Here is a 26,332-nt window from a genome sequence, read left to right as displayed (position 1 = left end):
CCCTGTAGAGCCAGTGCCCCTGCGAACGCAGGGGTCCAGGATATTAACCGCAGCGCCCGTGACCCTGGGCTCCTGCGTGCGCAGGAGAACGGGCCACGCTTGCTGTACACCAACGGGCCTGACTTCACGCCGAGACCCGCTCGCGGACAGTCCGGAATTCGATCTGCTTGTCGTAGGGGGCGCCGACGATCATCCGCTTCACGTAGATGCCCGGCAGATGGATCGCGTCCGGGTCGAGGCTGCCGACGGGCACGATCTCCTCCACCTCGGCGACGCAGATTTTCCCCGCGGTCGCCATCGGCTGGTTGAAGTTGCGCGCCGTCTTGCGGAAAATGAGGTTGCCGCTTTCGTCCGCCTTCCAGCCCTTGATGATCGCGAGGTCGGCGCGGATGCCGCGTTCGAGGATGTATTCCTGGCCGTCGAAGACCTTGGTTTCCTTGCCCTCGGCGACCTGCGTGCCGACGCCGGTCTTGGTGTAGAAGCCGGGGATGCCTGCGCCCCCTGCCCGGCAGCGTTCGGCGAGCGTGCCCTGCGGACAGAACTCGACCTCGAGTTCGCCGCTCAGATATTGCCGCTCGAACTCCTTGTTCTCGCCGACATAGGACGAGATCATTTTCTTGACCTGGCGCGAACGGAGCAGTTTGCCGAGGCCCTGCCCGTCGATCCCGGCATTGTTGCTGGCGATCGTCAAGTCCTTGACCCCGGACGCCTCGATCGCGTCGATCAGCCGCTCGGGGATGCCGCACAGCCCGAACCCGCCTGCACAGATCGTCATGCCGTCGAACAGCACGCCTTCGAGTGCCGTTGCCGCATCGGTGTAGCGCTTGTTCGCCATGCATCCTCCTCAGGTCTTTGGCCTCGCATACGGCGCTGGTTGGCGCTCGGCAACGTAGCGCGGATCGACTTTTCACGATCCTCCCCCGCTAGGGGGAGGTGGCTGGCTCTTGCCAGACGGAGGGGGAGGAAAGGGAAACCTCTGTCCCGTGTCCTCCCCCCTCCGTCACCTTCGGCGACACCTCCCCCTGGCGGGGGAGGATACAGTGGCTTCAATACTCCAGCTTCAGTCCAGGCCGCTTCCACCGCGTCCTTACCAGCCGGCCGCTGCCAGAGCAGGTTATGTAGGCGTCCATGCCGTCCGCGCCGCCCCAGCAGATGTTGGTGGTGAAGACGTCGTCGGTCGCGACGAACTCGACCAACGCCCCGGCGGGCGAGATCACGCTGATCCCGCATTCGCCTATCGTCGCGACGCAGATATTGCCGCCGGCCTCGATTCCCAGCGAGTCGAAGAACTTGTAGCCGGGGGGGCGGTAGAGCGGCGTGCCCGCGGCGCTGACGACCTTGCCGGGCGCGACGATGTCGAACGCCATCAGTCGGCAGGTGTAGGTTTCCGCTGCGTACAACGTCTTGCCGTCGGGGGAGAGGCCGATGCCGTTGGGGTTTTCGCTCGGGAAGATCACTTCTTCGAGCTGGGTCCCGTCGGCTTTCGCGTAGAAGATCCCGGTGATGTCGCGTGCGCGGTCGCGCGATTTGCCGTGGTCGGTGAACCAGAGGCCGCCGTGCGAATCGAAGACGATGTCGTTGGGCCCTCGCAGCGAGCAGCCGAAATCGCCGTCCCTGTAGAGAATCTCGACCGCGCCGGTGGCGATGTCGATCCGCTCGATCCGGCCGCCCGAATAGTCGTCCGGCTGGCCGTGCGGGGTGAGGAAGCCGTTCGCCTCGCGCCACGCGAAGCCGCCATTGTTGCAGCAATACAGCTTGCCGTCGGGCCCGATCGCGAGGCCGTTGGGCCCGCCGCCGGGTTCGGCGACCGTCGACTTGGTACCATCGGCGGCGACGCGCGTGATGCGGCCGGCGGCGATCTCGACGAGGATGACGCTGCCGTCGGGCATCGCCACCGGGCCTTCGGGAAAGCGCAGGCCGTCGGCGACGGTGGTGAAGTCTGTCATGATCCTCTCCGGGCGAGTCGGGTTGGTCCCGGCTTCGATGCCAGCGTAACCGCTTCTCGACTTCGCACACAACGGACGGCAGGATGCGGTGATGATCACACCACGCACCGGCGGCCGTATCCTGGTCGACCAACTCGTCGCACAGGGCTGCGACCGGATCTTCACCGTGCCGGGGGAGAGCTTCCTCGCCGTGCTCGACGCGCTGCACGATACGCCGGCCATCGACCTCGTCGTGTGTCGGCAGGAAGGCGGCGTCGGGTTCATGGCGTGCGCGGACGGGACGCTGACGCATCGGCCGGGGGTGGCGTTCGTGACGCGGGGGCCTGGCGCGACCAATGCGTCGATCGGGGTTCACGTCGCGATGCAGGATTCGCAGCCGATGATCCTGTTCGTGGGCGATATCGACCGCGGCACGCGCGACCGCGAGGCGTTCCAGGAGATCGATTTCCAGGCGATGTTCGCGCCGATCGCCAAGTGGGCGGCGCGGATCGACGATGCGCGGCGGATCCCGGAATATGTCGCGCGCGCCTATGCGACCGCGATGTCGGGGCGGCCGGGGCCGGTCGCGCTGGCGTTGCCCGAGGATATGCTGCTCGATGTGGTGGACGCGGTCGATCGGCCGCGGGTCGAGCGGGTGGCGCAGGGGTGCGACGCCGATACGATGGACCTGCTCGCCGATCTGCTGACGACGGCGGAGCGGCCGGTGGCGATCGTCGGCGGTGCGGGCTGGGATGTCGCCGCGTCGGGGGCTTTCTCGACCTGGGCGGATCGTAACGGGATTCCGGTCGCGGCGGCGTTTCGGCGGCAGGATGCCATTCCGAACGACTGTCCGGTCTGGGCTGGGAACCTTGGGTATGGGCCCAATCCGAAGCTGGTCGAGCGGGTGAAGGCGGCGGATCTGATGTTGGTCGTCGGGCCCCGGCTGGGGGAGGCGACCACCGATGGCTATGCGCTGGTAACGCCCGATCATCCGGGGCAGCGGCTGATCCATGTCCATCCCGATCCGGATGAGTTGCACCGGGCGTACCGCGCGGATGTCGCGGTGTGTGCGGGTATGGCGGAGTTTGCCGAGGCTTTGCTGCTGGTCGACCTGCCGCCGCGGACTTCTGGGTCCGAGGCGCATGCGGAGTGGGTTGCGTGGTCGACGCCGGCGCCGCGCGATCTGGTCATGGACCTGGGGCCGTGCGTGGCGGCGATGCGCGAGCGGCTGCCGGCAGATGCGATCATCTGCAACGGGGCGGGGAATTATTCGGGGTGGTGGCATCGGTACTGGGCGTATGCCGGGCCAGGGACTCAGCTTGCGCCGACGGCTGGGGCTATGGGGTACGGGGTGCCGGCTGCGGTGGCGGCGTCGTTGCGGCATCCCGAGCGGACGGTCGTGGCGCTGGCCGGGGACGGGTGTTTCCTGATGAACGGGCAGGAACTGGCGACCGCGGTTGCGCATGGGGCGGACATGCTTGTTATCGTTGTGGACAACGGCGGGTACGGGACGATCCGGATGCATCAGGAGCGGGAGTATCCGGGGCGGGTGTCAGGGACCGGGTTGCGGAACCCGGACTTTGCCGCGCTCGGGCGGGCTTATGGGTGCTGGGCCGAAACCGTAGAGCGGACCGAAGATTTCGCAGCGGCGTTCGACCAGGCGATGACCAGGTCGGGCGTGCGGTTGCTGCATGTGAGAACGGATATCGAGGCCATTACCGCAGGGACGACGCTGACGAAGATGCGGGGCTGACCTTGCCCCTCACGGTCGGCGGTGAAGTTTGACGACCAGCCCGCCGTCCCCCTTCATCGTCACCGTCTCACCAGCCTTCAGTCTGACCGCGTCGTTCATTTCAATCGTCCCTGTGCTGGCCTGGACCGGGCATTGCCCGGTGCCAGGACGTGTCCAGCGCAACGTGATGGCGATGCCGCTACCGGCCTCGTCGAACCTGCTTGGCCGCAATTGCAGCGAGAAGCCCGTCTGTACACCGCTGCGATATCCATCCCGGACGCCGCAATCATTCTCCTCGGCTTCGGTCTGATCGCGCCGGAAGCTTGCCGCCGCATTCGATGCCACCCGAAGTGATCCCGTCCAGACAACCGCACCGTCCGCTCTAACGTCGACATCGACGACGTAGCGTTCCGCCGCCGTCACGCCGCCGAATCCGCGCTGCACGAAGTTCGACGTCATTATCGGCGGTGCGGGCGGCGCCGGTGGTGCCGGAGGCGCCGTGGGGAGCATGGCAGACACCGTCTGGATCAGAGTCGTGATGATCATGATACCCTCCTGGAAAGCACCACCCTACGCACGGACCGTTAGCGCAACGACAGGATTATGCGTTAACGGCCTCCAACGCGGCTCGAACCGCAGCGACGGCATCTGCGGCCTTGTCACCATCGGGACCACCGCCCTGCGCCATGTCGGGACGGCCGCCGCCGCCCTGTCCGCCTAGCGTCGCCACCGCGATCTTGAGCAGGTCGACCGCGTTGTGGCTCGCCACCAGATCCGGCGTCACGCCGACCGCGACCGAGGCGCGACCGTCGTTAATCGCGACCATCACCGCGATCCCCGAGCCGAGCCGCTGCTTGGCCTCGTCGACCGCGCCGCGCAGGCCCTTGGCTTCGAAGTCGTTGAGCACCTGGCCGATGAAGGCAACGCCGCCGACCTGTTCAGGACCTGCCGCCTCACCCGAACCGCCGCCGCCCAGCGCGAGCGCCTTCTTCGCGTCGGCGAGTTCGCGTTCGAGGCGGCGGCGGTCTTCGAGCAGGGACGCGACGCGCGCTGGGACCTCGTCGGGGGTCGACTTAAGCACTGCTGCGGTCTCGCGAAGGCGATCGTCACGGCTGGTCAGGTATGCGCGCGCCGCTTCGCCGGTGAGCGCTTCGACACGGCGGATGCCGCTTGAGACCGCGCCTTCGCCGACGACCTTGAACAGACCGATGTCGCCGAGCGCGTTGACGTGCGTGCCGCCACACAGCTCGATCGAGTAGGTGCCGTCCTCGGTCGATCCCATCGACACGACGCGCACCTCGTCGCCGTATTTCTCGCCGAACAGCGCCATCGCGCCCATCGCGATCGCGTCGTCTGGGGTCATCAGCAGCGTCGTGACCGCGCCGTTGCCGCGGACCTGCGCGTTCACGTCGGCCTCGACCTGCGCGATGTCCGCGGGGGTCATCGCGACCGGCTGCGAGAAGTCGAAGCGGAGGCGGTCGGGCGCGACGAGGCTTCCCTTCTGCGCGACGTGCGTGCCGAGGCGTTCGCGGAGGGCCTCGTGCAGGAGGTGCGTCGCCGAGTGGTTGGCGCGGATCTGCGCACGGCGCGCGACGTCGATCTGGAGCTTGACCGGATCGCCGACCTTGATCTCGCCGGAGTCGACGATCGCGTGGTGGACGAAAACGCGGCCGAGCTGCTTCGACGTCTCGGTGACGTTCGCGTGCAGGCCGGTGTCGTTCGAGATGTGGCCCGCGTCGCCGACCTGTCCGCCGCTCTCGCCATAGAACGGCGTCTGATTGACGACGATCGCAACCGTGTCGCCGGTGGTGGCATGGTCGACGCGCGCGCCGTCCTTGACCAAAGCGACGACCTCGCCCTCGCCCGTATCCGAGGCGTAACCGAGGAATTCGGTGCCGCCGGTCTGCTCGACGATGTCGAACCAGATGTCGTCCGAGGCCTTGGCGCCCGAGCCCTTCCAGGCGGCGCGGGCGGCGCGCTTCTGCTCGGCCATCGCGGTGTCGAAGCCCTCGCGGTCGACCGCGATGTTGCGTTCGCGCAGTGCGTCCTCGGTCAGGTCGTACGGGAAGCCGTAGGTGTCGTAGAGCTTGAACGCGACGTCGCCCGCCAGCGTGCCGTCGGTCATCCCGGTGGTCGCCTCGTCGAGCAGCTTCAGTCCCTTGTCGAGCGTCTGGCGGAAGCGCGTTTCCTCCTGCTGCAGCGTCGCCTCGATCAGCGGACGCGCGCGCGACAGCTCGGGGTACGCCGCGCCCATCTCGGTGACGAGCGCGGGGACGAGCCGGTGCATCAGCGGCTGCTTGGCGCCGAGGATGTGTGCGTGGCGCATCGCGCGGCGCATAATCCGGCGCAGGACGTAGCCACGGCCCTCGCTCGCGGGCAGCACGCCGTCGGCGATCAGGAAGCCGGCGGTGCGCAGGTGATCGGCGATCACGCGGTGGCTGGCGGTGTTGGCGCCGTCGGTGGCGGTGTGCGTCAGCGCGCCCGACGCCGCGATCAGTGCCTTGAACGTGTCGGTATCGTAATTGTCGGTGACGCCCTGCATGACTGCAGCGATGCGCTCGAGCCCCATGCCGGTGTCGATCGAAGGCTTGGGCAGGTTGCCGACGATCTCGGCATTTTCCTGCTCGTACTGCATGAACACGAGGTTCCAGATCTCGACGAAGCGATCGCCGTCCTCGTCGGGTGAACCGGGAGGGCCGCCGAAGATGTGCTCGCCGTGGTCGTAGAAGATTTCCGAGCACGGCCCGCACGGCCCGTTGTCGCCCATCGACCAGAAATTGTCCTTGGTCGGGATGCGGATGATCCGGTGATCGGGGAGGCCCGCGATCTTCTTCCAGAGGTCGAACGCCTCGTCGTCGGTGTGGTAGACGGTGGCGGTCAGCTTGTCCGGCGACAGGCCCCATTCGCGCGTGAGCAATGTCCAGGCGTGGACGATCGCCTGTTCCTTGAAATAATCGCCGAACGAGAAATTGCCGAGCATTTCGAAGAACGTATGGTGCCGCGCGGTGTAGCCGACATTGTCGAGATCATTGTGCTTGCCGCCGGCGCGGACGCATTTCTGGGATGAGGTCGCGGTGGTGTAGGGGCGCGATTCGAGGCCGGTGAAGACGTTCTTGAACGGCACCATCCCGGCGTTGACGAACATCAGCGTCGGGTCGTTCTGCGGCACGAGCGGTGCGCTGGGCACGATCTGGTGCCCCTGCGATCCGAAATAGTCGAGGAAGCCGCGGCGGATGTCGTTCGTCGATGTCATGCGCGGGGACTTAGGCGAGCGGGGCGGTTCGCTCAAGTGGAGGTGTGAGGGGGCCGAGCAGTAGAGAAGGGTGTCGGCGAACGCCCGCGCTGCGCGCATCCAATTGAAACGAAGAGAGCTTGTTTCCCCGCGAAGGCGGGGATCCAGACTGGGCTCCCGCCTTCGCGGGAGAACAAGGAGGCAGGTGCTGCGGTTCGTTGAGGGCCGTCGTTTGCCCCGATGCACCACCCCGGCGAAGGCCGGGGCCCAATTGGAAAGGTGGAAATAATGGAGAGCAGCGCGTCGTTATCGCCGTCCCCCAATTGGGCCCCGGCCTTCGCCGGGGTGGTGGTGTTGGTGTTGGTGTTGGTGTTGGCGTTCCTTGGGCGTCCTTTACCCCAACGGCGCATCCAGCGACTTGGGCGGCTCGCTGAACCATTTAGGGCCCGCATCCGTCATGTGGAAACAATCCTCGATGCGGACGCCATACCTGCCGGGAATGTAGATGCCCGGTTCGTCGGAGAAACACATCCCCGTCGCCAGTTTCGTCGTCTCGTCGCGGACGAGGTTGACGGGTTCGTGGCCGTCCATGCCGATGCCGTGGCCGGTGCGGTGCGACAGGCCGGGGAGCTTGTAGCCGGGGCCGTAGCCTAGCATTTCGTAATGTCGGCGGACCGCGTCATCGACGCTGCCCGCGGTCCCGCCGATCCGGGCGGCGGAGAACGCGATCTGTTGGCCGCGGGCGACCTGGTCCCACGTCTTGCGCTGGTCGGCGGTTGCCGCGCCGTGGACCCAGGTGCGCGAGATGTCGGACTGATAGCCCTGCACGGTGCAGCCGCAGTCCATCAACACGACCTGTCCGTCGGCGACGCGGTGGATCTCGCGGCTGCCGTGCGGGTAGGCAGACGCCTCGCCGATCAGCGCGAGCGCGAACTCGGGGGCGGCGCCGAGCTTCTTGGTCGCGGCGTTCATCAGCGCGCCGATCTCCGGGCCGGTCATGCCCTTCTCGACCCGCGCGTAGGTCCAGCGATACGCGGCGAGCGTGACCTCGGTCGCGGCCTGCATCAGCGCGATCTCGGCGGGGGTCTTGATCATGCGGCAGGCGCGGACGACCGGGTCGGCGGACACGATCTTCGCCTCGGGGAGCACGCGCTGGAGGCCGGCGTAGGCGAAATAGCGCACTTCCGCCTCCAGCCCGATCGGCCGCGTGACCAGTTTCCGGTCGCGCAGGAACCCGGCGACGACCGCGAGCGGGTTCTCGTCCTCCTGCCACACGCGCACCTCGGCGGGGACGGCGAGCGTTTCGCGCACCGACGGCTCTTCGAAGAACGGCGTGACGATGCACGGTTGGCCCTCGACCGGCAGGATCGCCAGCGTCAGCCGCTCGCTCGTGTGCCAGCGGACGCCGGTGAAGTAGATCATCGACGATCCCGGCTCGATCAGCACCGCACCGATGCCCGCCGCCTTCATCAGCGACTGCGCGCGCACCAGCCTCGCAGCGCGTTCGGCGGCATCGATCGGCCTGGTCGCGCCGGTGATGTCGGACAGCGCCGACAGATCGGGTTCGGCGGCGCGGATGATCGCGGTGGTCGACAGCAACGGCGCCGCGATCGCAAGACCGATCAGGTCGCGGCGCGAGGGGCTGAAGACGGATTTTCGGAATGTGGTCGACATCGCCGGACGATAGGGTCCTTGACCCGGGCGCCGCAATCCCCTTCCCTGTCCGCACTTCTCGGGAGCGATTAATGGCCAAGCGGCTAACCTATTACATCTTGTTCGGCCTCGTCGCGGGGATGGTCGTCGGCTGGGTCCTGAACGCGTCGATCGACGACGGCACGGCCGAGTCCGCCGCGCAGTTGAAGGACATCGCCGGCTATTTCTCGATCGTGACGTCGCTGTTCCTGCGGCTGATCAAGATGATCATCGCACCGCTGGTCTTCTCGACGCTGGTCGTCGGGATCGCGCACATGGGCGACACCGGCGCGCTCGGGCGGGTCGGATTGCGCAGCCTCGGCTGGTTCATCTGCGCGAGCCTGTTGTCGCTCACCTTGGGCATGATCCTGGTCAACGTCTTGCAGCCGGGCGTCGGGCTGGAACTCGCGATCCCGCCGGCGACCGCGTCGAGCGGCGTCGATGCCGCGGCGTTCGACCTCGCCAAGTTCATCTCGCATATCGTGCCCGATTCGATGATCGCGGCGATGGCGAGCAACGAGATTCTCCAGATCGTCGTGTTCTCGGTGTTCGTCGGCGTCGCGATCACCGCGGTCGGCGAGAAGGCCGCGCCGCTGGTCAAGGCGATCGAGGCGCTGGTCGCGGTGATGCTCCAGATCACCAATTACGTGATGCGGTTCGCGCCGTTCGCGGTGTTCGCGGCGGTGACCGCGACGCTCGCCGAACGCGGGCCGACCATCCTCGGCCAGCTCGGCTATTTCATGCTGACCTTCTATATCGGCCTGGCGCTGCTGTGGGCAATGCTGATCGGGATCGCGTTCCTGCTGATCGGGCCGCGGACGCGGTTGCTGGTGCGCTATATCCGCGATCCGCTCATTCTCGCCTTCTCGGCGGCGTCGTCGGAGGCAGCGTACCCGCGGACGCTGGAGGCGCTCGACCGGTTCGGCGTGCCGCCGCGGATCGCGAGCTTCGTGCTGCCGCTGGGCTATTCGTTCAATCTCGACGGGTCGATGATGTACATGACGTTCGCGTCGCTGTTCATCGCGCAGGCGTACGGCATCGACATGCCGATCGGGCAGCAGATCGCGATGCTGCTGGTGCTGATGGTGACGTCGAAGGGGATTGCGGGCGTGCCGCGGGCTTCGCTGGTGGTGATCGCGGGGACTCTGTCGATGTTCAAGATCCCGGAGGCGGGGATCCTGCTGATCCTGGCGGTGGATCATTTCCTCGACATGGGGCGCTCGGCGACCAACGTCATCGGCAATGCGGTGGCGGCGACCGTGGTGGCGAAATGGGAGGGTGGGCTCGACGAGCGTGAGCCGGCCGATCGTGATCCGCCGGTGGCGCCGACCGGGCATGGGCCGAAGGTGAATGTGGACAGCTACGAGAAGATCGGGCCGGGGCAGGTTTGAAGCGATTGGCGATGTTGAGCCGATGACGTCCCAAGGATGCCCTTTTACGCTGGCGGACCACTGAAGAAGTACCGCCCCGGCGAAGGCCGGGGTCCAGTTGGGGGACGCTGATGGTGACCGGCGCGCCTCGTTACTCCAACCTTTCCAACTGGGCCCCGGCCTTCGCCGGGGTGGTGTTGAGGGAAAGGTCGCATTCTCGGCCTCGACGCGGCTCCTGGTCTGCAGCCCTCAAGAGTAGGCGTATGGCCCACCCTTCTTGAGTCCAGCCTGATATGCCGGCCGCGCGTGGACCTTGGCCAGCCAGGCGATCGTCGCGGGGCGCGACTCGTTCAGGCCGCCGCGGCTCCGCGCGGCTTCCAGGGGGAAGCTCATCATGATGTCGGCGGCGGTCATCTCCGCGCCGGCGAACCAGGGGCGCTGCGACAGTTCGGATTCGACATAGTCGAGATGGACGTCGATCATCGGCTGGATCTTCTTGACCGCGACCTTGCCCATGATCGGAATGCGCGCGAGGACGAGCTTCAGCAGCAGTGGCGGCATCATCGAGCCTTCCGCATAATGTAGCCAGAAGCGGTAGCGAAGCACGTCGGCGCGGTTAGCGGGGGCGCCGAGCTTTCCGTCGGCCTTGTCGACCAGATATTCGACGATCGCGCCGGTTTCGGCGACCACCTGGCCACCCTGAACATCGGCATCCTCGATCACCGGCGACTTGCCGAGTGGATGCACCTTCTTGAGTTCGGGCGGGGCGAGCATGGTCTGCTTGTTCCGCTCGTAGCGCTTGATCTCGTAGGGGAGGCCGAGCTCCTCGAGCATCCACAGGATGCGCTGCGATCGCGAGTTTTCAAGGTGGTGGACGATGATCATGCTGGCTTCCCGTTATTCTAATTCGCTGTTTTGCGGGCGGTCCAGATCCAGGCGGCCGCGGGGAATTCTACCGTGACGCCGTCGCTGTAATGCGCGCAGACTTCGGAGAGACGCGCGATGTGGCGCCCGCGTTCCTCGGGGGCCGCGTCGCGGATGGCGGAGGCGGCCGGGCCTATGCGGCGGAAATAGTCGACGGCATCGGCCTCGGGATTGGCGCCCTCGCCGGCTCGGTAGGCGAAATTCAGGCGCTGAGGCGGAGCGGCATTCCAGCCTGCGGTTGCTAGGATTCCGGCGACATATGTCGGATCGGCAAACGCGAAGGGGCCGGGTGCGGTGCTGGCAGGCGCGATGGGATCGCCGCCGGTCGCAGTGACGGTTTCGGTGGCCCAGCGATTGGCGGCGCGTTCGGCGAAACAGGAGAAGACGAGCGAAGCGTCGGGGGCCGCGGCTTCGGCGAGCGTGGCGAAAGCAACGAGGGGGTCGGCGAAGAACATGACGCCGTGGCGCGAGACGTAGAGGTCGATCGGGCCGTGGTTCGGGGCGGCAACGGTGATGTCGGCGCATTCGAAGCTGGCGTTGGACTGGGTTTCGGCGCGGTGTCTGGCGATATCGATCAGCGTTGGTGAGAGATCGATGCCGGTTACGGTCGCGTCCGGGACGGCTTGCGCGGTGGCGAGCGAAGTCGCGCCGGCGCCGCAGCCTATGTCGATGATCTTGCGCGTCTGGGGTGCGGTGGCGGCGAGGATCGCGGCGTTGAGGTGCGGGGTCAGGTTGGTGAAGCTGCGATCTGTCCGGCACCATTCCTCGGCCCAGACGTCGCCTATTCTGCCGGTCCAGTCGTAGGCGGTGGTCATGGGTCGGGATGCCTCATGGTCGGATCTGGGGGGCGACGGCTTGGAGCGAAGTATAGGAAGTATAGACGCTCGCGCGGGTTTGGCGCTGGGGAATTGGACGCTCTGCCGCGCCTGTTGCGCTATTTTTCTGCGGCAGCTCGCGCCTTCTTGTTTCCCCGCGAAGGCGGGGATCCAGACTGGGCTCCCGCCTTCGCGGGAGAACAAGGGCGCGCGGGTGCTCCCGTTCGGTGGGAGCCACCACCTCTGCGGGGGCTGGAGATCGGTTGGGTGACAATCGCAACGATAGATCGCGCTTCGTTATTGCCACCTTTCCAATTGGCCCCCGGCCTTCGCCGGGGTGGAGGGTTGGGCGGGGCGGAGCGGTGCGGTGCGGTGCGGTGCCTACGTAGAGACCGTCGCCGGCGCAAAGTCGAGGCTGACGCCGATGCAGCCCGATGTCGACACGCCCTGCACGATCAACCGCGTGCCCTCACCCTCCCATGCTTTGCATGGGCCCCTCCCTCTCCCCGGAGGGAGAGGGTTTAATGGTTTATACGTCGTCTTCGGCGTCGGGGCCGGCCATCATTTCCTCGGCGACCTTGTCGGTGCGGGCGCGGATCTGCTTTTCGAGGCGGTCGGCGGTTTCGGGATTGTCCTTGAGGAAGGTCTTCGAGTTCTCGCGACCTTGGCCCAGGCGGACGCTGTCGTAGCTGAACCACGCGCCCGACTTCTCGACGAGGCCAGCCTTCACGCCGAGATCGAGGATCTCGCCGAGCTTGGAGACGCCCTGCCCGTACATGATGTCGAACTCGACCTGCTTGAACGGCGGCGCGACCTTGTTCTTGACGACCTTCACGCGGGTCTGGTTGCCCGTGACCTCTTCGCCGGCCTTGATCGCGCCGATGCGGCGGATGTCGAGGCGGACCGAGGCGTAGAACTTCAGCGCGTTGCCGCCCGTCGTCGTCTCGGGGTTGCCGTACATGACGCCGATCTTCATGCGGAGCTGGTTGATGAAGATCACCATGCAGCGCGAGCGGCTGATCGAGCCGGTGAGCTTGCGCAGCGACTGCGACATGAGGCGGGCCTGGAGGCCGACATGGCTGTCGCCCATCTCGCCCTCGATTTCCGCACGCGGCACGAGCGCCGCGACCGAGTCGACGACGAGCACGTCGATCGCGTTCGAGCGGACGAGCGTGTCGACGATCTCGAGCGCCTGCTCGCCGGTGTCGGGCTGCGACACGATCAGCTCGTCGATGTTGACGCCGAGCTTCTTGGCATAGACCGGGTCGAGCGCGTGCTCGGCATCGACGAACGCCGCGGTGCCGCCGCCCTTCTGCGCTTCGGCGATGACGTGGAGCGCGAGCGTGGTCTTGCCCGAGCTTTCCGGACCATAGATCTCAATCACGCGGCCGCGCGGCAGGCCGCCGACGCCGAGCGCGATGTCGAGCCCGAGCGAGCCGGTCGAGATGACCTCGACCTGCATGGTTTCCTTCGAGCCCAGGCGCATCGCCGAGCCCTTGCCGAACGCGCGGTCGATCTGCGCGAGTGCGGCGTCGAGCGCCTTCTGGCGGTCGTTGGTTGCGGTTGCCATGCCGGTGTCGATCACTTTCAGATTAGCGGCCATTGATAAGCTCCCATCGCTAAAGCAAGCGCGCGTGCCATTCAACGCGTCAAACCGATGTATTCTATTTGTTCTCATGGAACAAGTAGGGAACGGTGAGTTTGCGAAGAAAAGGGCGCTTGCTTGACAGCAGCAGCCGTCGAGCGCCCCTGCCCTCTTCTGCCGTCATGCCGGGCTCGTATCCCGCCTCAACCGGCCCGCATGCTCAGAGACCGCGGATCCCGTGCCAACGTGGATCCCGGAACAAGTCCGAGATGAAGAGTGGGCTGGTCAGAGTTTGGTCGAGAACGGATCGGCTTGCTCGCGCGTGGGCTTGGCGGTGGTCGGCCCATCAACAGTCTTGAGATGGCGAAAAGACGCGCGGTGTCATTTGTGGCTCTGGGTCCTGACTTTCGTCAGGATGACGGATGTGGCGTGGTGGCGTGACCGCGCAATCGCGTCATCGCTGGTGGCATCTTTTCTTCAGGCCATGGTCGTTGCGAGGGTCCACCAGCCGCAGGCTTGCGCGGCGGTAGCCGCTGCGTCTCGGGCCTGGGTGGTTTCGAACAGGGCGAAGCAGGTGGCGCCGGAGCCGGACATTCTCGACAGGATGACGCCGCGCGCCGCGTCGAGAAGCGTGCGGACTTCGGCGATGATGGGGGCGAGCGTCAGCGCGGGGCGCTCGAGGTCGTTGCGGCCGGCTCTAGCGCGGTCGAGGAGGGGACCTTCCGGAATCGGGCCTCGGTCCTGGCCGTCCCAGGTCTTGAAGACGGCGGCGGTGGAAACCGCGACGCCCGGATTTACCAGCAGGAGTGGCGTGCCGGACAGGCCTTCGAGCGTGGTCAGCGTGTCGCCTTTGCCGGTGCCGAGCATGGTGCAATTGGCTAGGCAGGCGGGGACGTCTGCGCCTAGTTTCGCGGCGATTTCGTGGAGGCGGGGGTCGGTCGGATCTATGCCGTGGAGGCGGACCAGCGCGCGGAGCGTGGCAGCGGCGTCGGCCGAGCCTCCGCCTATGCCTGAGGCAATGGGGAGGTGCTTTTCAAGGGTTATGGCGTGATGGGTGTCGGGGGCGAAGGCGGTGGTGAAGGCGTCGGCGGCGGCGGTTACGAGATTGCCTTGCCAAGGCGCGGCGCCTCGCGCTGCGTCGGCCGAGCCGTGCGCGTCTTCAGGGGCCACCCCTAATTGGGCCCCGGCCTTCGCCGGGTTGGTGGTAGGGGTTGGGAGAAGTGCTGCGGCGAAGGGGCCGGTTATGGTAAAACTGTTAGCCTCGACGGCTTCTACCGTGATGAGGTCGCCGTCGGTGGCGAAGGCGAAGAGGGTTTCGAGGTCGTGATAGCCGTCGAGCCGGCGGCGGCGGACGTGGAGAGCCAGGTTGATCTTGGCGGGGGCGGGTTCGGTGATGGCGGGCATTGCGGTGTCTCGGGGTTTGGCGGCGGGCTTGGTGCGCGCTTTGCCGATTCGCTTAGCCAACAATCGACCGTCATCCCAGCGAACGCTGGAATCTTATCGTTGGCGGCGATGCGCGCCTCGTGAGAGACCCCAGCGTTCGCTGGGGTGACAGATGTTGGCGGAGCAAGCCCCTTCCCTCTCAGCTTTCAGGGCAAGGGCCGTTGTTTCAGCGGCGGGCGTTGGGGGGGAGGGCGTTGGCGATCTTTGCGGTTATGCGTGCGGTTTCGGTGGGTTCGGCGGTGAGGAGCGCGGCGCGCCAGGCGTAGCGGGCTTCGTAGTTTCGGCCCGTGCTCCAGTATGCGTCGCCTAGGTGATCGGATATTTCGGCGTTGGTGGGTTCGGCCTGCGCGGCGGTTTCGAGCAGCGGGAGCGCGCGCGCGGTGTTGCCGGAGAGGTGGTAGGCCCAGCCCAGCGAATCGGTGATCGAGGCGCTGGTCGGGTCGAGGCGGGTGGCGCGCTCTAGCAACCGAATCGAGGCGGGGATGTCGTCGCCATGCTCGACCTGCGCGAAGCCGAGGTAATTGAGCGCAAGCGGTTGCGCGGGGCCTCGGGCGACGGCTTTTTCCAAAGCGTCGCGCGCTTCGGGCCAGCGACCGGCCTGATCGAGCGCACCACCATATTGCAGCCACGCGCCCCAAGTGCCGCCCTTGTCCCCGTCGGCGGCGATGATGCGCTGGTACCAGGTGGCGGCTTCGGCGGGGTTGCCGGTCGTCAGCAACAGGTCGGCGTAGCGTTGCCAGTCGGCGGGCTCCGCGCCCTGCTGGTCGATGCGGTTCTTGGCGGCCGCGAGTGCTTCGCCGTCGCGACCGGCGTTCGACAGGATATCGACGCGTTCGGCGCCGGCGGCCGCGGCGGATGGGCCCATTGGGTCGATCTCGTCGAGGACGGCGAGCGCACGGTCGACGACCTTGTTGCGGGCGAGCGCGTCGGCGAGGAGGATGCGCGCGCCGTCATAACGGGGGTCGGCGCGCAGCGCGGCCTGCGTCAAAGCGATCGACAGCGGCGAGGGTTCGCCGGCTGCGAGGTCGCTGGCGAGGCGCGCGAGCAGCCGCGAGACGCCGATCGCGAGCGGTTGCTTGGCCGGCGCCGCCGCGATCAGCACGCGCGTCTCGGTGGCGAAGCGATTGGCGACGGGGTCCTTCGCGGCCGTGGCGAGCGACGGTTCGGGGTCGCGTCCCTCGGCGTGCGCGACCCAGGCGTACAGCGAGGGCGCGAGCACCACGAGCGGGCCGGTGGCGAGCGTGGCGATGGCGGCGTTTGCGGCCTTGGTGTCGCCCTGCCGCGCGGCATCGGCGAGTGGCAGAAGCGCGGCGTCGGCGGGGGCGACGCCGGCCTTGTTGAGCACGGCTACGGCGCGCGTCGCGAGCGGCATGTCGCCCGCCTCCAGCGCCTCGCGATAGGCACGGATCGCGACGACGGGATCGTCGGGCGATGCCGCCAGCACTTTGGCGTAGCTGGCGGCGGCAAGGTCCGGCCTGCCCGCGGCGTCGGCGGCGCGGGCCTTCAGATAGGCGGAGAGATCACCCGTTCCCGCCGTGGCGGGAGCCGCCACGGCAAGACCTAGTGCGAGAAACAGACGCTTACATGTTGGGATAATTGGGGCCTCCGCCGCCCTCGGGTACGACCCAGTTGATATTCTGGGTGGGGTCCTTGATGTCGCAGGTCTTGCAGTGGACGCAGTTCTGCGCGTTGATGACGAACTTCGGGTCGCCGGTTTCCTCGCCGACCACCTCGTAAACGCCGGCCGGGCAATAGCGTTGCGCGGGCTCGTCGTACATCGGCAGGTTGTATTCGATCGGCACCGCCGGATCCTTGAGCGTCAGGTGGACCGGCTGGTCCTCCTCGTGGTTGGTGTTCGAGATGAACACCGACGAGAGGCGGTCGAACGTCAGGACGCCATCGGCCTTGGGATAGGCGATCGGCTTGACGAGGTCCTTGCGCCACAGGCTCTCATGGTCGGGATGGTGGTGCATCGTGAAGGGCACCTTGATCCCCAGATGCTCGAGCCACATCGTGATGCCGGCGAGCCCCGAGCCGACCAGATCGCCGAACTTCTTGACCAGCGGCACGACGTTGCGGACGACCGACAGCTCCTTCTTGACCCACGACCGCTCGAACGCCTCGGGATAGGCGGCGAGCTCGTCGTGACCGCGCTGCGAGACGATCGCCTCGACCGCGGCCTCGGCGGCCATCATGCCGGACTTCATCGCGGTATGCGTGCCCTTGATGCGCGGCACGTTGAGGAAACCGGCGCTGTCGCCGATCAGGGCCGCGCCGGGCATGACCAGCTTAGGGATCGACTGAAGCCCGCCGTCGCTGATCGCGCGCGCGCCGTAGCTGACGCGCTTAGCGCCCTTCAGCAGCGCGGCGATCTCGGGATGCGTCTTCCAGCGCTGCATCTCGTGGAACGGCGAGAGATGCGGGTTGGTGTAGTTGAGCCACGTGACGAAGCCGATCGAGACCTGGCCGTTCGCCTGGTGATAGATCCAGCCACCGCCGTTCGAACCATCGGTTTCGGTCAGCGGCCAGCCCTGCGTATGGATGACGCGGCCGGGGCTGTGGAGCGCGGGATCGATGTCCCACAGCTCCTTGATGCCGAGGCCGTAGACCTGCGGATCGCTGTCCTTGTCGAGCGCGAACTTGGCGATCAGTTGCTTGGTTAGGTGCCCGCGGCAGCCTTCCGAGAAGAAGGTGTATTTGGCGTGGAGTTCGAGCCCCGGCGTGTAGTCGCCCTTGTGCGTGCCGTCGCGCGCGACGCCCATGTCGCCGGTCGCGACGCCCTTCACCGATCCGTCGTCGTTGAACAGGATTTCGGCGGCGGCAAAGCCCGGGAAGATCTCGACGCCGAGTTCCTCCGCCTTGCCCGCGAGCCAGCGGCAGAGGTTGCCGAGCGAGCCCGTGTACGTGCCCTTGTTGTGCATGAACGACGGCGTGACGAAGTGCGGCATCTCGCTCTTCTTCGTCTTGCTCAGGATCCAGTGATGGTTCTCGGTCACCGGAACCTCGGCGAGCGGGCAGCCGTCGTCGCGCCAGGTCGGCAGGAGCTCGTCGAGGCTCTTGGGATCGATGACCGCGCCCGAGAGAATATGCGCGCCGACTTCGGAGCCCTTTTCGAGCACGCAGACGCTGATCTCCGCGTCCTTCTCGGCGGCCAGTTGTTTGAGACGGATCGCTGCCGAAAGCCCCGCCGGACCTGCGCCGACGATCACCACATCATAGGGCATCGATTCACGTGTCGTCATCATCGTCTCCCGGGGATCTCCCCTATTTGCCCCACTTCCCGAACGTTACGTTCGTCCGGGCTCGGGCGGACACCGTCTTGGCTAATATGGCGATTGCGCGAGTTGACCGCCACGTCAACCGTGCAGCATAGGTTACCCGATGGGGGCGGACCAAACCATCGATTGGCGAAACGCCGCGGCGAGCGCGCTCGACTGGTGGCACGAGGCTGGCGTCGACACGCTGGTCGACGACGTCCCGCGCAACTGGTTCGCCGCTCCCGAGCCGCTCGTCGTTACCCAGCCCGCACTTGCTACACCGGTTGCTGCGCCGTCGGTCATGCCGCTTACGCTCGCCGATTTCCTCAACTGGCGGACCGGGGCCGAGGTTCCGGAAGCCGACTGGAGCGGGGTTTCGCTGACCGCGACCGGGCCGGCTGACGCTACGGTCATGGTGCTTGTCGATTGCCCTGACCGCGACGACGGCGATGCGGGCGCATTGCTCAGCGGCGCGTCGGGACGGTTGCTCGACAAGATGCTCGCGGCGATCGGGCTGACCCGCGACGAGGTGCACCTCGCGGCGGTGTGCGCGAAGCGGCCGACGGCGGGGCGGATCCAGAGCGAGGTCGAGGAGCGGCTTGCGGAAATCGCCAAGCATCACATCGGCTTGGTCGCGCCGAAGCGGTTGCTGCTGCTGGGCAATGCGGCGAGCCGTGCAATCCTCGGGACGGAATTACAGGCCGCGCGCGGGCGTTTACATGGGTTTAACCATAAGACCGCACAAACAGGGGTCGGTGACGCGTCGCACATGACGAACGTGGTCGCGAGCTTTCACCCGCGGTTTCTGATCGAGAAGCCAGCGGCCAAGGCCGAGGCCTGGAAGGATTTGCAGATGCTGATGCGCGAACAGATATCGCAAGAGGGCGTGAGATGATTCGGACCCGATCGGTTTCCTGGGCGGCTATCGCGCTGGGGCTCAGCGCCCTCCCCTTCCCGGCGCTGGCGGCGGCCGTTGCGGGCGAGCCGGGCGGCGATGCGCGGCTCGGGACGCCGCAGCTGGTCGGCGCGCCGACGCTGGAGCAGATCCCCGACCAGCTCGATGCGGGTCAGCGCGAGGCGTACAAGACGGTGTTCGCGGCGATCCGCGACGGCAAGTGGACCGACGCGCAGATCCAGCTCGACACGATGAAGCCCGGCCCGCTGCACGCGATCGCGCGCGCCGAGATGTACACCGCGAAGGGCTCGCCCAGGATCGAGATGGAGCCGCTCGTCGCGCTGCTCAACGAAGCGCCCGAACTGCCCGAGGCCGAACAGATTTCACGGCTGGCCAAGGTGCGCGGGGCGGTCGACCTGCCGCCCCTGCCTACCGCGCAACGGCTGATCTGGCAGGACGGCGCGCCGCGTCGCGTCCGCGCCAAGAGCCTGCAGGGCGACATGATCGCCGCCGATCTCGCGCTCAAGATGCAGCCCTACGTGAAGGCGGACATGGGCCGCGAGGCGCAGTCGCTGCTCGAGAGCACACCCGGGCTCACCCCCGAGGCGCTGACCGAGTGGCAACAGAAGATCGCGTGGATCTATTTCCTGCAAGGCGACGACGTCAACGCACGCGTGATGGCGGCGAAGGCGCAGGACGGCGTCGGCGACTGGGCGGTCCAGGGCCGCTGGGTCGGCGCGCTGTCGGCATGGCGTCAGAATGATTGTGCGAATGCCGAATCCGGGTTCGAGGGTGTCGCGGCGCGGGCCGGCGACGTCGATCTTCGCGCGGCGGCGCTATACTGGGCGTCGCGTGCGGACATGGTGTGCTCGCGCCCCGACAAGATCGAGGGCCGACTAAAGGCGGCGGCGCAGTTCGGCGAGAGCTTCTACGGCCAGCTCGCGCGCCAGCAACTGGCGATGAAGGACAAGGGGACGTCGGTCGGCGGCTTGGTCGCCAGCGACTGGCAGGTCGTCGGCAAGCGTCCGAACGTGCGCGTCGCAGCGGCGCTGGTCGAGGTCGGCGAGACCGATCTGGCCGATACGGTGATCCGCCAGCAGGCCAAGATCGGCGACCCGCGCGAGTTCGGTAACCTGGTCCGCGTGGCGGAAGCATTGAGCCTGCCCGCGACCACCGTGTGGCTCGCACATAATTGCCCGCAGGGTGTGACGTCGACCGCCGAGGCACGCTATCCGACGCCGAACTGGACGCCGGACAGCGGCTGGCACATCGACAAGGCGCTGGTCTACGCGCACACGCTCGAGGAATCGCGCTTCCGCAATACCGTGAAGAGCCCGGCCGGCGCGTACGGTCTCATGCAGATCATGCCCGCCGCCGCGACCGATTTCGCGCGCGAGCGTGGCACCTCGATCGACGTGAAAGCGCTGACCAAGCCCAGCACCAACATGGATGTCGGCCAGCGTCATCTGGAGCGGCTGCGCGACATGGCGGGCGTTACCGGCGGGCTGCTGCCGAAGGTGATCGCGGCGTATAATGCGGGGCCACGTCCGGTCGGCGACTGGAACGCGATCGTCCATGATAACGGCGATCCGCTGCTGTATATCGAGAGCATTCCGTATTGGGAGACGCGGGGCTACGTGACCACCGTGCTGCGCAATTACTGGATGTACGAGGCGCAGGGCGGCAAGAAGGCGTCGGTCAGCCGCAATGCGCTGGCGCAGGGCATGTGGCCGCGCTTCCCCGGCCTGCCGGGTGCCACCGCGGTACGGATGAACGCCCGGCCCAACGCGCGGGCGAGCGCCAGCACGGTCGCGGTGAACGCTAGCGTCGGGCCGCAATCCTCTACCATCACGCGCGCGGACTGAGTTTCATGCCGATCGACGAGAGCCGGATTTTCCTGCCGGTGCGGATCGCCGTGCTGACGGTGTCGGACACGCGTGGGCTGGCCGAGGATCGCTCGGGCGACACGCTCGTCGCGCGGCTGACCGAGGCTGGCCACGTGCTCGCCGATCGCCGGATCGAGAAGGACGATGTCGAGACGATCGTCTCGCGGCTGCATGCGTGGATCGGCGATCCGGAGGTCGATTGCATCATCACCACCGGCGGCACCGGCGTGACGGGGCGCGACGTGACCCCGGAGGCGATCGAGCAGGTTGCCGAAAAGATGATTCCGGGCTTCGGCGAGCTGTTTCGCATGCTCAGCTACCAGACGATCGGCACCTCGACGGTACAGTCGCGCGCGTGCGCGTGTGTGTCGAAGGGCACGTATATCTTCGCGCTGCCGGGCTCGACCGGGGCGGTGAAGGATGGCTGGGACGGGATCCTGCGCGATCAGCTCGACAGCCGACACCGGCCCTGCAATTTCGTCGAGCTCATGCCGCGGTTGCTGGAGCGCTAAACGCGCCAAATTCCTGTATCTCGTGCCAGATGATGGTGCGACGTGCGGAACATGCATTCCATCGACACGGCGGTGTGCGGAAAAATATGCAAGAAGCTGAGTAGCTTGTCCCAGGTGTAGCGCTGTATTATTAAACTGGCACACACGATGCATCGGTCGTTGCGTAGCCCAATCGGGTTACGACACCAACGATCCGAAGGACGCCATCATGCCATCGCTCATCCTGAACAGCTTCATCGCCGCCGCCGTTCTCGTCACCGCTGCGCCGAGCCTCGCTGCCGAGACGCAGCCGACGACGAAACTCAAATACGATGCGAAGACGCAGAAATATTGCGTCACCGATCCCGCCGTCACCGGCAGTCATCTTCGGAAAACGACGTGCCGGACCGCAACGCAGTGGAGCGTCGCAGGGCTCAACATGCCGAAGACCGACCTGGCGCAGACGGCGATCCCGAACACCAGCGTGGTGGTGGCGCAGAAGTAGACATAACGGATAGCGCCTGAGGGCGGCACCTTGCCGGTGCCGCCCCGCTCTTCGCAGCGGCCCCCCTGCTGATGAGGGACGCTATATCCGTCGTGAGCCGCCGATCAGTTCGCCAGCAGACGCTCGGCAAACTGCCGCACGGCCGGACCGATGTCGTCGCGCGACAGGGCGATCGCCAGATTTGCCTGGATGTACCCGGCCTTGTCGCCGCAGTCATAGCGCTGGCCATCGAAGGTGAAGCCGTGGAACGGCTGGTTGCCGATCAGCTGCGCCATCGCGTCGGTCAGCTGGATCTCGCCGCCGGCGCCCTTCTCCTGCGTCTCCAGGATCCGCATAACCTCGGGCTGGAGGATGTAGCGGCCGGGGATCATCAGGTTCGACGGTGCGGTGCCGCGCTTGGGTTTCTCGATCAGTGCGGTGACTTCGGTCAGGCGCCCGTCGATCGCGCCCGGCGAGATGATACCGTATTTGTCGGTCTCCGAATCGGGCACTTCGAGCGCGCCGATGACGTTGCCGCCGACCTGGTTATACGCTTCGACCATCTGCTTCATGAAGCCGGGCTTGCCGACCATGAGTTCGTCCGGCAGCAATACCGCGAACGGCTCGTCGCCGACGATCTCGCGCGCGCACCATACGGCGTGGCCGAGGCCGAGCGGTTCTTGCTGGCGGACATAGACCGGCGAACCCGGTTTCATGCGGATATGGCTGATCGCATCGAGCGACTTGCCGCGCGCGCGCATCGTCGCCTCAAGCTCGTACGAGATATCGAAATGATCCTCGAGCGCGCCCTTGCCGCGCCCGGTTACGAAGATGATCTGCTCGATCCCCGCCTCCAGGGCTTCCTCGACGGCGTATTGAATCAAGGGCTTGTCGACGACGGTGAGCATTTCCTTCGGCATCGACTTGGTGGCAGGCAGGAAGCGGGTACCGAGTCCCGCGACCGGAAACACAGCCTTGCGCAATGGCTTTATGGTCATTCGGATCTCCAGTGATATCTTTGCATCAACACTCCAGCCACCAACTACCGATCGTTACGGTCCCGTGCAAATCGGACCGCCCGATCGAGGAAACGTCGTAGCCGGTTAGCGCGTCATTAAACGCGGTGGGTTAGGAAGGTTCCATGTCAAAGATACTCGTAATTTTCGGGACGCGTCCCGAAGCGATCAAACTCTTTCCCGTCATCCGCGCCCTGGCCGAAATTCCGGGACTTGCGGTGCGGACGTGCGTCACCGCGCAGCACCGGGGGTTGCTGGATCAGGTGCTGGCGATCGCCGACATAACGCCCGATATCGACCTCGACCTGATGGAACCGGGCCAGACCCTGGACCGCCTGACGGCCCGCCTGCTCACCGGGCTGGGCGAAGTGATGGATGCCGAGCGACCCGATCTGGTCATCGTCCAGGGCGACACCGCCACCGCGATGACCGGCGCGCTCGCCGCCTATTACCGGAAGGTCCCGGTCGCCCATGTCGAGGCCGGATTGCGATCGGGCGACATCTATCATCCCTGGCCCGAAGAGGTGAACCGCCGAATCGTGGCGCCGATCGCCGCGCTGCATCTGGCGCCGACCGAAACGTCGGCAGACGCCCTGCGTCGCGAGACGATTCCGGCCGACCTGATCCACGTCACCGGCAATACCGTGATCGACGCGCTGCACTGGACCAGCGCCAAGGTCGCCGCGGACCCCTCGCTCGCCGCCGGGCTCGACGAGATCGCCACGCGGTTCGCAGGTAAGCGGATCATCCTGGTCACGACGCACCGCCGCGAGAATTTCGGCGACGGCATGGCGTCGATCGCACGCGCGATCGGACGCATAGCGGAACGCGACGATGTCGCCGTCCTGTTTCCCGTCCATCCCAATCCCAACGTCGTATCGGTCATGGACGCGATCCTCGGCGATCGCGGCAACGTCGCGCGGATCGAGCCGCTCGACTACCCGCATTTCGTCCGGGCGCTGAGCATGGCCGATATCGTCCTGACCGATTCTGGCGGCGTGCAGGAAGAGGCGCCGGCGCTCGGCAAGCCGGTGCTGGTGATGCGCGAGACGACCGAGCGCCCCGAAGGCGTGGCCGCCGGTACCGCCCGGTTGATCGGGACCGACGAGGCCCGGATCGTTTCCGAAATCTTCACCCTGCTCGACGATCCTGTCGCCTATTCGGCGATGGCGCGCGCGCATAACCCGTTCGGCGACGGCCAAGCAGCCGCACGCATCGCCGCCATCGTCACCGACTTCGTCGGTCTCGGCACCATCGCCACCACCGCACCCGAGACCGCAAAGGGAAACGCCAAACATGCTGACCGAGACTGAACTCACCGTCGTCGTCATGGGCCTGGGCTATATCGGGCTGCCGACCGCCGCGGTGATCGCGCGCACCGGTGCGCGCGTACTCGGCGTGGACGTGACCGAATCGGTGGTCGAGACGATCAACTCGGGACGCGTGCATATCGAAGAAGTCGACCTCGACGGGCTTGTCTCGGGCGTGGTCGCCCGCGGCACGCTGCGCGCATCGATGACGATCGAGCCTGCGGACGTTTTCGTCATCGCGGTGCCGACGCCGTTCGACGACAATCACGCGCCCGATATCGGCTATGTCCTGGACGCGGCGACGACGATCGCCGGCGTGCTGAAACCCGGCGATACGATCATTCTCGAATCGACCTCGCCGGTCGGTACCACCGAACAGGTCCGCGATCTGCTGGCGACGCTGCGTCCCGATATCCGCGTGCCCGGCCGAACCGGCGAACAGGCGGACATTGCGATCGCTTATTGTCCCGAACGCGTCCTGCCCGGTCGCATTCTGGTCGAACTGATAGACAATGACCGCGTCATCGGTGGGATCACGCCACGATGCGCGCGCAAGGCCCTAACCTTCTACCGCCGGTTCGTCCGCGGCGCCTGCGTTACGACGACGGCGCGGGCGGCGGAAATGACGAAGCTGACCGAGAACGCGTTTCGAGACGTCAACATCGCGTTCGCAAACGAATTGTCACTGATCGCGGACACCATGGGGGTCGATGTGTGGGAGGTGATCCGCCTCGCCAATCGCCATCCGCGCGTGAACATCCTTCAGCCAGGGCCGGGCGTCGGCGGGCACTGTATAGCTGTCGATCCCTGGTTCCTCGTCCATGCGGCGCCCGACCAGACACCGCTGATCCGAACCGCGCGCGAAGTGAACGACGGCAAGACCGACCACGTCATCGCGCAGGTAGCCGCGCTGGTCGAATCGATGCCGGATGCGAAGGTCGCCTGCCTGGGCCTGGCGTTCAAGGCCAACATCGACGATTTCCGCGAAAGCCCCGCGCTAAAGGTTGCGCAAGCCGTCGCCCGCGCTTTTGGCGACCGCGTACGGATCGTCGAGCCCTATGCCCGAACGTTGCCCGCGGCCCTGGCGGACACCGGCGCGACGCTGATCGACGTCGACACCGCGATCGAAACCTGCCCGATCATGGTCGTTCTGGTCGACCATGACGTTTTCAAATCGATTCCGCTTGAGGAGCGCGTCGACAAGGCGGTGCTCGACACACGCGGTATCTGGCCCGACCAGCCGCGACCCTCCGTCAGCGCAACGGCACGTCCCGCGTCGCGACAACCGGCGGGATGATCGGCCGGACCGGGTTCGCCGCGATCGACCGCGCGACGGCTTCGAGCGTGTCTGCACGCGCCTTGGACGACGCGTGCGTACGGCTTCGGAATAGTCCGCCGTCGACCATGCCACCCTTGCTCCGCCAGAAACTGGGTGCCGACATCGGGTCGTACCCAGCGTTGGCGAGGAGATAAATTCCGAGCAGATCGGCCTGGTCCTCGGTCTCGCGGATCAGCCGGCCATTGCGGCCAAGCTCAGCCAGCAACCCGCGATTGATCTTCGCCGAGTCGAGGCGGGCCCGGTGGCGCAGGATATTGTGCGCGAGTTCATGCGACACGACGACCGCGATCTCGGCATCGGTATAGCCATCGAAGAAACGCTCGCCGATCTGTACCACCGACCCGTCCGCGCTGGCATCGAGACCACTGCCGAGCAGGATCTCGAACCGCGATCGACAGCCCGTTACCGGCGTCACGGCGATCGATTGCCGCTGACCTCTCCGCAGCACGGTCAGCCGCAGTACCTGGCGCAGCGGGGTGTCGGCGATCGCCGCCTCCGCAACATCCCGGCTCGCAGCGTTTTCCGGTACGTTCGCCGCCGGCAACCCCGGCAAGACGAGATCGCCGATCGCTGCCAGCGAGTCGTTCGCGACGACCCCGGCACGATCCGCAGGACCGCCAGCCACCACGCCCTCCACGCCGATCATCGATTCGAACCCGAATGCCGCCGCCGCCGCATCGCGGGTGCCAGGACCATATTGGGTCAGCGCATGGATCGGCATCCCAACCTGCGGCTGAAGCCTGTCGCACAACGGCGCGTTGGCCGTCGTGAGGCGATACGCGATCGTCGCCAGGCGCAAATCGGCTGCCCGCAGCGCCTCGAAGAACCCCGGTGCAGGGGCCGCATCCTTGGCAGGGGCCGCAGCGGTCAGCAGGAGAAGCGGCAGCAGTCGGGCGATGAGGGTCATCCACGGGCATTAGACCTGTTCGATCGACA

General features: G+C 66.5%; 21 protein-coding genes. 8 read left to right on the top strand and 13 right to left on the bottom strand.

Annotation, left to right across the window (positions count from 1 at the left end; translation table 11 throughout):
• Positions 1 to 124: 124 nt before the first annotated feature.
• Together SPHN_RS10845 and SPHN_RS10840 are read right to left on the bottom strand one after the other, a co-directional pair.
• Positions 125 to 835 (bottom strand): CoA transferase subunit A, encoded by a 711-nt coding sequence (locus SPHN_RS10845; RefSeq protein ID WP_056057404.1) that lies wholly within the window; start codon positions 833 to 835, stop codon positions 125 to 127.
• 211 nt (positions 836 to 1,046) lie between these two features.
• Positions 1,047 to 1,946, bottom strand: coding sequence for an SMP-30/gluconolactonase/LRE family protein (locus tag SPHN_RS10840; protein ID WP_248523215.1), 900 nt, complete (start codon positions 1,944 to 1,946; stop codon positions 1,047 to 1,049).
• A 91-nt stretch (positions 1,947 to 2,037) separates the two neighbouring features.
• Here SPHN_RS10840 and SPHN_RS10835 point away from each other — a divergent pair, with 91 nt between their 5' ends.
• Positions 2,038 to 3,678: a thiamine pyrophosphate-binding protein gene (locus SPHN_RS10835; RefSeq protein WP_248523213.1), complete on the top strand. Its 1,641-nt coding sequence runs from the start codon at positions 2,038 to 2,040 to the stop codon at positions 3,676 to 3,678.
• A 9-nt stretch (positions 3,679 to 3,687) separates the two neighbouring features.
• Here SPHN_RS10835 and SPHN_RS10830 read toward each other — a convergent pair whose 3' ends face one another.
• The 3 genes from SPHN_RS10830 to SPHN_RS10820 form a co-directional block, all read right to left on the bottom strand.
• Positions 3,688 to 4,203: a hypothetical protein gene (locus SPHN_RS10830; RefSeq protein WP_248523211.1), complete on the bottom strand. Its 516-nt coding sequence runs from the start codon at positions 4,201 to 4,203 to the stop codon at positions 3,688 to 3,690.
• Positions 4,204 to 4,258: 55 nt separating this feature from the next.
• Positions 4,259 to 6,910, bottom strand: a complete 2,652-nt coding sequence (gene alaS / locus SPHN_RS10825; protein WP_248523209.1) for an alanine--tRNA ligase — start codon at positions 6,908 to 6,910, stop codon at positions 4,259 to 4,261.
• 372 nt (positions 6,911 to 7,282) lie between these two features.
• Positions 7,283 to 8,563, bottom strand: coding sequence for a M24 family metallopeptidase (locus SPHN_RS10820; protein WP_248523208.1), 1,281 nt, complete (start codon positions 8,561 to 8,563; stop codon positions 7,283 to 7,285).
• 71 nt (positions 8,564 to 8,634) lie between these two features.
• On the opposite strand from SPHN_RS10820, the gene SPHN_RS10815 reads away from it, so the two are divergent.
• Positions 8,635 to 9,972, top strand: coding sequence for a dicarboxylate/amino acid:cation symporter (locus SPHN_RS10815; protein ID WP_248523206.1), 1,338 nt, complete (start codon positions 8,635 to 8,637; stop codon positions 9,970 to 9,972).
• Positions 9,973 to 10,200: 228 nt separating this feature from the next.
• Here the strand turns inward: SPHN_RS10815 and SPHN_RS10810 are convergent, their stop codons facing one another.
• The 6 genes from SPHN_RS10810 to SPHN_RS10785 form a co-directional block, all read right to left on the bottom strand.
• Positions 10,201 to 10,836, bottom strand: a complete 636-nt coding sequence (locus SPHN_RS10810) for a glutathione S-transferase family protein (RefSeq protein WP_248523204.1) — start codon at positions 10,834 to 10,836, stop codon at positions 10,201 to 10,203.
• A gap of 17 nt (positions 10,837 to 10,853) precedes the next feature.
• The gene (locus SPHN_RS10805) at positions 10,854 to 11,690 is read right to left on the bottom strand and encodes a class I SAM-dependent methyltransferase (RefSeq protein WP_248523202.1); all 837 of its coding nucleotides are present in this window, start codon (positions 11,688 to 11,690) and stop codon (positions 10,854 to 10,856) included.
• Between the two features lie 529 nt (positions 11,691 to 12,219).
• Positions 12,220 to 13,293 (bottom strand): recombinase RecA, encoded by a 1,074-nt coding sequence (gene recA / locus SPHN_RS10800; RefSeq protein WP_132739051.1) that lies wholly within the window; start codon positions 13,291 to 13,293, stop codon positions 12,220 to 12,222.
• A 459-nt stretch (positions 13,294 to 13,752) separates the two neighbouring features.
• Positions 13,753 to 14,679, bottom strand: a complete 927-nt coding sequence (locus tag SPHN_RS10795) for a 4-(cytidine 5'-diphospho)-2-C-methyl-D-erythritol kinase (RefSeq protein ID WP_248523200.1) — start codon at positions 14,677 to 14,679, stop codon at positions 13,753 to 13,755.
• A gap of 205 nt (positions 14,680 to 14,884) precedes the next feature.
• The gene (locus SPHN_RS10790; protein ID WP_248523198.1) at positions 14,885 to 16,270 is read right to left on the bottom strand and encodes a tetratricopeptide repeat protein; all 1,386 of its coding nucleotides are present in this window, start codon (positions 16,268 to 16,270) and stop codon (positions 14,885 to 14,887) included.
• Between the two features lie 28 nt (positions 16,271 to 16,298).
• Positions 16,299 to 17,960, bottom strand: a complete 1,662-nt coding sequence (locus SPHN_RS10785; protein WP_248523196.1) for an electron transfer flavoprotein-ubiquinone oxidoreductase — start codon at positions 17,958 to 17,960, stop codon at positions 16,299 to 16,301.
• A 139-nt stretch (positions 17,961 to 18,099) separates the two neighbouring features.
• On the opposite strand from SPHN_RS10785, the gene SPHN_RS10780 reads away from it, so the two are divergent.
• The 4 genes from SPHN_RS10780 to SPHN_RS10765 all read left to right on the top strand — a co-directional run bounded on the left by SPHN_RS10780 (position 18,100) and on the right by SPHN_RS10765 (position 21,752).
• Complete coding sequence (locus SPHN_RS10780) at positions 18,100 to 18,870, top strand: uracil-DNA glycosylase (RefSeq protein ID WP_248523195.1); 771 nt, start codon at positions 18,100 to 18,102, stop codon at positions 18,868 to 18,870.
• Positions 18,867 to 20,735 carry a lytic transglycosylase domain-containing protein gene (locus tag SPHN_RS10775; RefSeq protein WP_248523193.1) on the top strand — a complete coding sequence of 623 codons (1,869 nt, stop codon included), beginning with the start codon at positions 18,867 to 18,869 and terminating at the stop codon, positions 20,733 to 20,735. Before SPHN_RS10780 ends, SPHN_RS10775 begins: the two co-directional genes overlap by 4 nt.
• Before the next feature lie 5 nt (positions 20,736 to 20,740).
• The gene (gene moaB, locus SPHN_RS10770) at positions 20,741 to 21,268 is read left to right on the top strand and encodes a molybdenum cofactor biosynthesis protein B (RefSeq protein WP_248523191.1); all 528 of its coding nucleotides are present in this window, start codon (positions 20,741 to 20,743) and stop codon (positions 21,266 to 21,268) included.
• Between the two features lie 208 nt (positions 21,269 to 21,476).
• On the top strand, positions 21,477 to 21,752 hold the full coding sequence (locus SPHN_RS10765; protein WP_248523190.1) for a hypothetical protein: 276 nt from the start codon (positions 21,477 to 21,479) through the stop codon (positions 21,750 to 21,752).
• A 104-nt stretch (positions 21,753 to 21,856) separates the two neighbouring features.
• Here the strand turns inward: SPHN_RS10765 and galU are convergent, their stop codons facing one another.
• Entirely contained in the window at positions 21,857 to 22,729 is an 873-nt protein-coding gene (gene galU, locus SPHN_RS10760) for a UTP--glucose-1-phosphate uridylyltransferase GalU (protein ID WP_248523188.1), read from the bottom strand.
• A 143-nt stretch (positions 22,730 to 22,872) separates the two neighbouring features.
• Here galU and wecB point away from each other — a divergent pair, with 143 nt between their 5' ends.
• Together wecB and wecC are read left to right on the top strand one after the other, a co-directional pair.
• On the top strand, positions 22,873 to 24,060 hold the full coding sequence (gene wecB, locus SPHN_RS10755) for a non-hydrolyzing UDP-N-acetylglucosamine 2-epimerase (protein ID WP_248523179.1): 1,188 nt from the start codon (positions 22,873 to 22,875) through the stop codon (positions 24,058 to 24,060).
• Positions 24,044 to 25,354 carry a UDP-N-acetyl-D-mannosamine dehydrogenase gene (gene wecC, locus SPHN_RS10750; RefSeq protein ID WP_248523177.1) on the top strand — a complete coding sequence of 437 codons (1,311 nt, stop codon included), beginning with the start codon at positions 24,044 to 24,046 and terminating at the stop codon, positions 25,352 to 25,354. Before wecB ends, wecC begins: the two co-directional genes overlap by 17 nt.
• Here the strand turns inward: wecC and SPHN_RS10745 are convergent.
• Positions 25,311 to 26,303 (bottom strand): M48 family metallopeptidase, encoded by a 993-nt coding sequence (locus tag SPHN_RS10745; RefSeq protein ID WP_248523176.1) that lies wholly within the window; start codon positions 26,301 to 26,303, stop codon positions 25,311 to 25,313. The genes wecC and SPHN_RS10745 overlap by 44 nt on opposite strands.
• Between the last annotated feature and the right edge of the window lie 29 nt (positions 26,304 to 26,332).

This window comes from Sphingomonas faeni, assembly GCF_023195535.1.
Taxonomy (GTDB): Bacteria; Pseudomonadota; Alphaproteobacteria; order Sphingomonadales; family Sphingomonadaceae; genus Sphingomonas; species Sphingomonas faeni_B.
This window is presented reverse-complemented; position numbering and strand designations above follow the sequence as displayed.

Coding starts and splice junctions, on each gene's coding strand:
- SPHN_RS10845 (WP_056057404.1), bottom strand. CDS start 835: ATGGCGAACAAGCGCTACACCGATGCGGCAACGGCACTCGAAGGCGTG.
- SPHN_RS10840 (WP_248523215.1), bottom strand. CDS start 1,946: ATGACAGACTTCACCACCGTCGCCGACGGCCTGCGCTTTCCCGAAGGC.
- SPHN_RS10835 (WP_248523213.1), top strand. CDS start 2,038: ATGATCACACCACGCACCGGCGGCCGTATCCTGGTCGACCAACTCGTC.
- SPHN_RS10830 (WP_248523211.1), bottom strand. CDS start 4,203: ATGATCATCACGACTCTGATCCAGACGGTGTCTGCCATGCTCCCCACG.
- alaS (WP_248523209.1), bottom strand. CDS start 6,910: ATGACATCGACGAACGACATCCGCCGCGGCTTCCTCGACTATTTCGGA.
- SPHN_RS10820 (WP_248523208.1), bottom strand. CDS start 8,563: ATGTCGACCACATTCCGAAAATCCGTCTTCAGCCCCTCGCGCCGCGAC.
- SPHN_RS10815 (WP_248523206.1), top strand. CDS start 8,635: ATGGCCAAGCGGCTAACCTATTACATCTTGTTCGGCCTCGTCGCGGGG.
- SPHN_RS10810 (WP_248523204.1), bottom strand. CDS start 10,836: ATGATCATCGTCCACCACCTTGAAAACTCGCGATCGCAGCGCATCCTG.
- SPHN_RS10805 (WP_248523202.1), bottom strand. CDS start 11,690: ATGACCACCGCCTACGACTGGACCGGCAGAATAGGCGACGTCTGGGCC.
- recA (WP_132739051.1), bottom strand. CDS start 13,293: ATGGCCGCTAATCTGAAAGTGATCGACACCGGCATGGCAACCGCAACC.
- SPHN_RS10795 (WP_248523200.1), bottom strand. CDS start 14,679: ATGCCCGCCATCACCGAACCCGCCCCCGCCAAGATCAACCTGGCTCTC.
- SPHN_RS10785 (WP_248523196.1), bottom strand. CDS start 17,960: ATGACGACACGTGAATCGATGCCCTATGATGTGGTGATCGTCGGCGCA.
- SPHN_RS10780 (WP_248523195.1), top strand. CDS start 18,100: ATGGGGGCGGACCAAACCATCGATTGGCGAAACGCCGCGGCGAGCGCG.
- SPHN_RS10775 (WP_248523193.1), top strand. CDS start 18,867: ATGATTCGGACCCGATCGGTTTCCTGGGCGGCTATCGCGCTGGGGCTC.
- moaB (WP_248523191.1), top strand. CDS start 20,741: ATGCCGATCGACGAGAGCCGGATTTTCCTGCCGGTGCGGATCGCCGTG.
- SPHN_RS10765 (WP_248523190.1), top strand. CDS start 21,477: ATGCCATCGCTCATCCTGAACAGCTTCATCGCCGCCGCCGTTCTCGTC.
- galU (WP_248523188.1), bottom strand. CDS start 22,729: ATGACCATAAAGCCATTGCGCAAGGCTGTGTTTCCGGTCGCGGGACTC.
- wecB (WP_248523179.1), top strand. CDS start 22,873: ATGTCAAAGATACTCGTAATTTTCGGGACGCGTCCCGAAGCGATCAAA.
- wecC (WP_248523177.1), top strand. CDS start 24,044: ATGCTGACCGAGACTGAACTCACCGTCGTCGTCATGGGCCTGGGCTAT.
- SPHN_RS10745 (WP_248523176.1), bottom strand. CDS start 26,303: ATGACCCTCATCGCCCGACTGCTGCCGCTTCTCCTGCTGACCGCTGCG.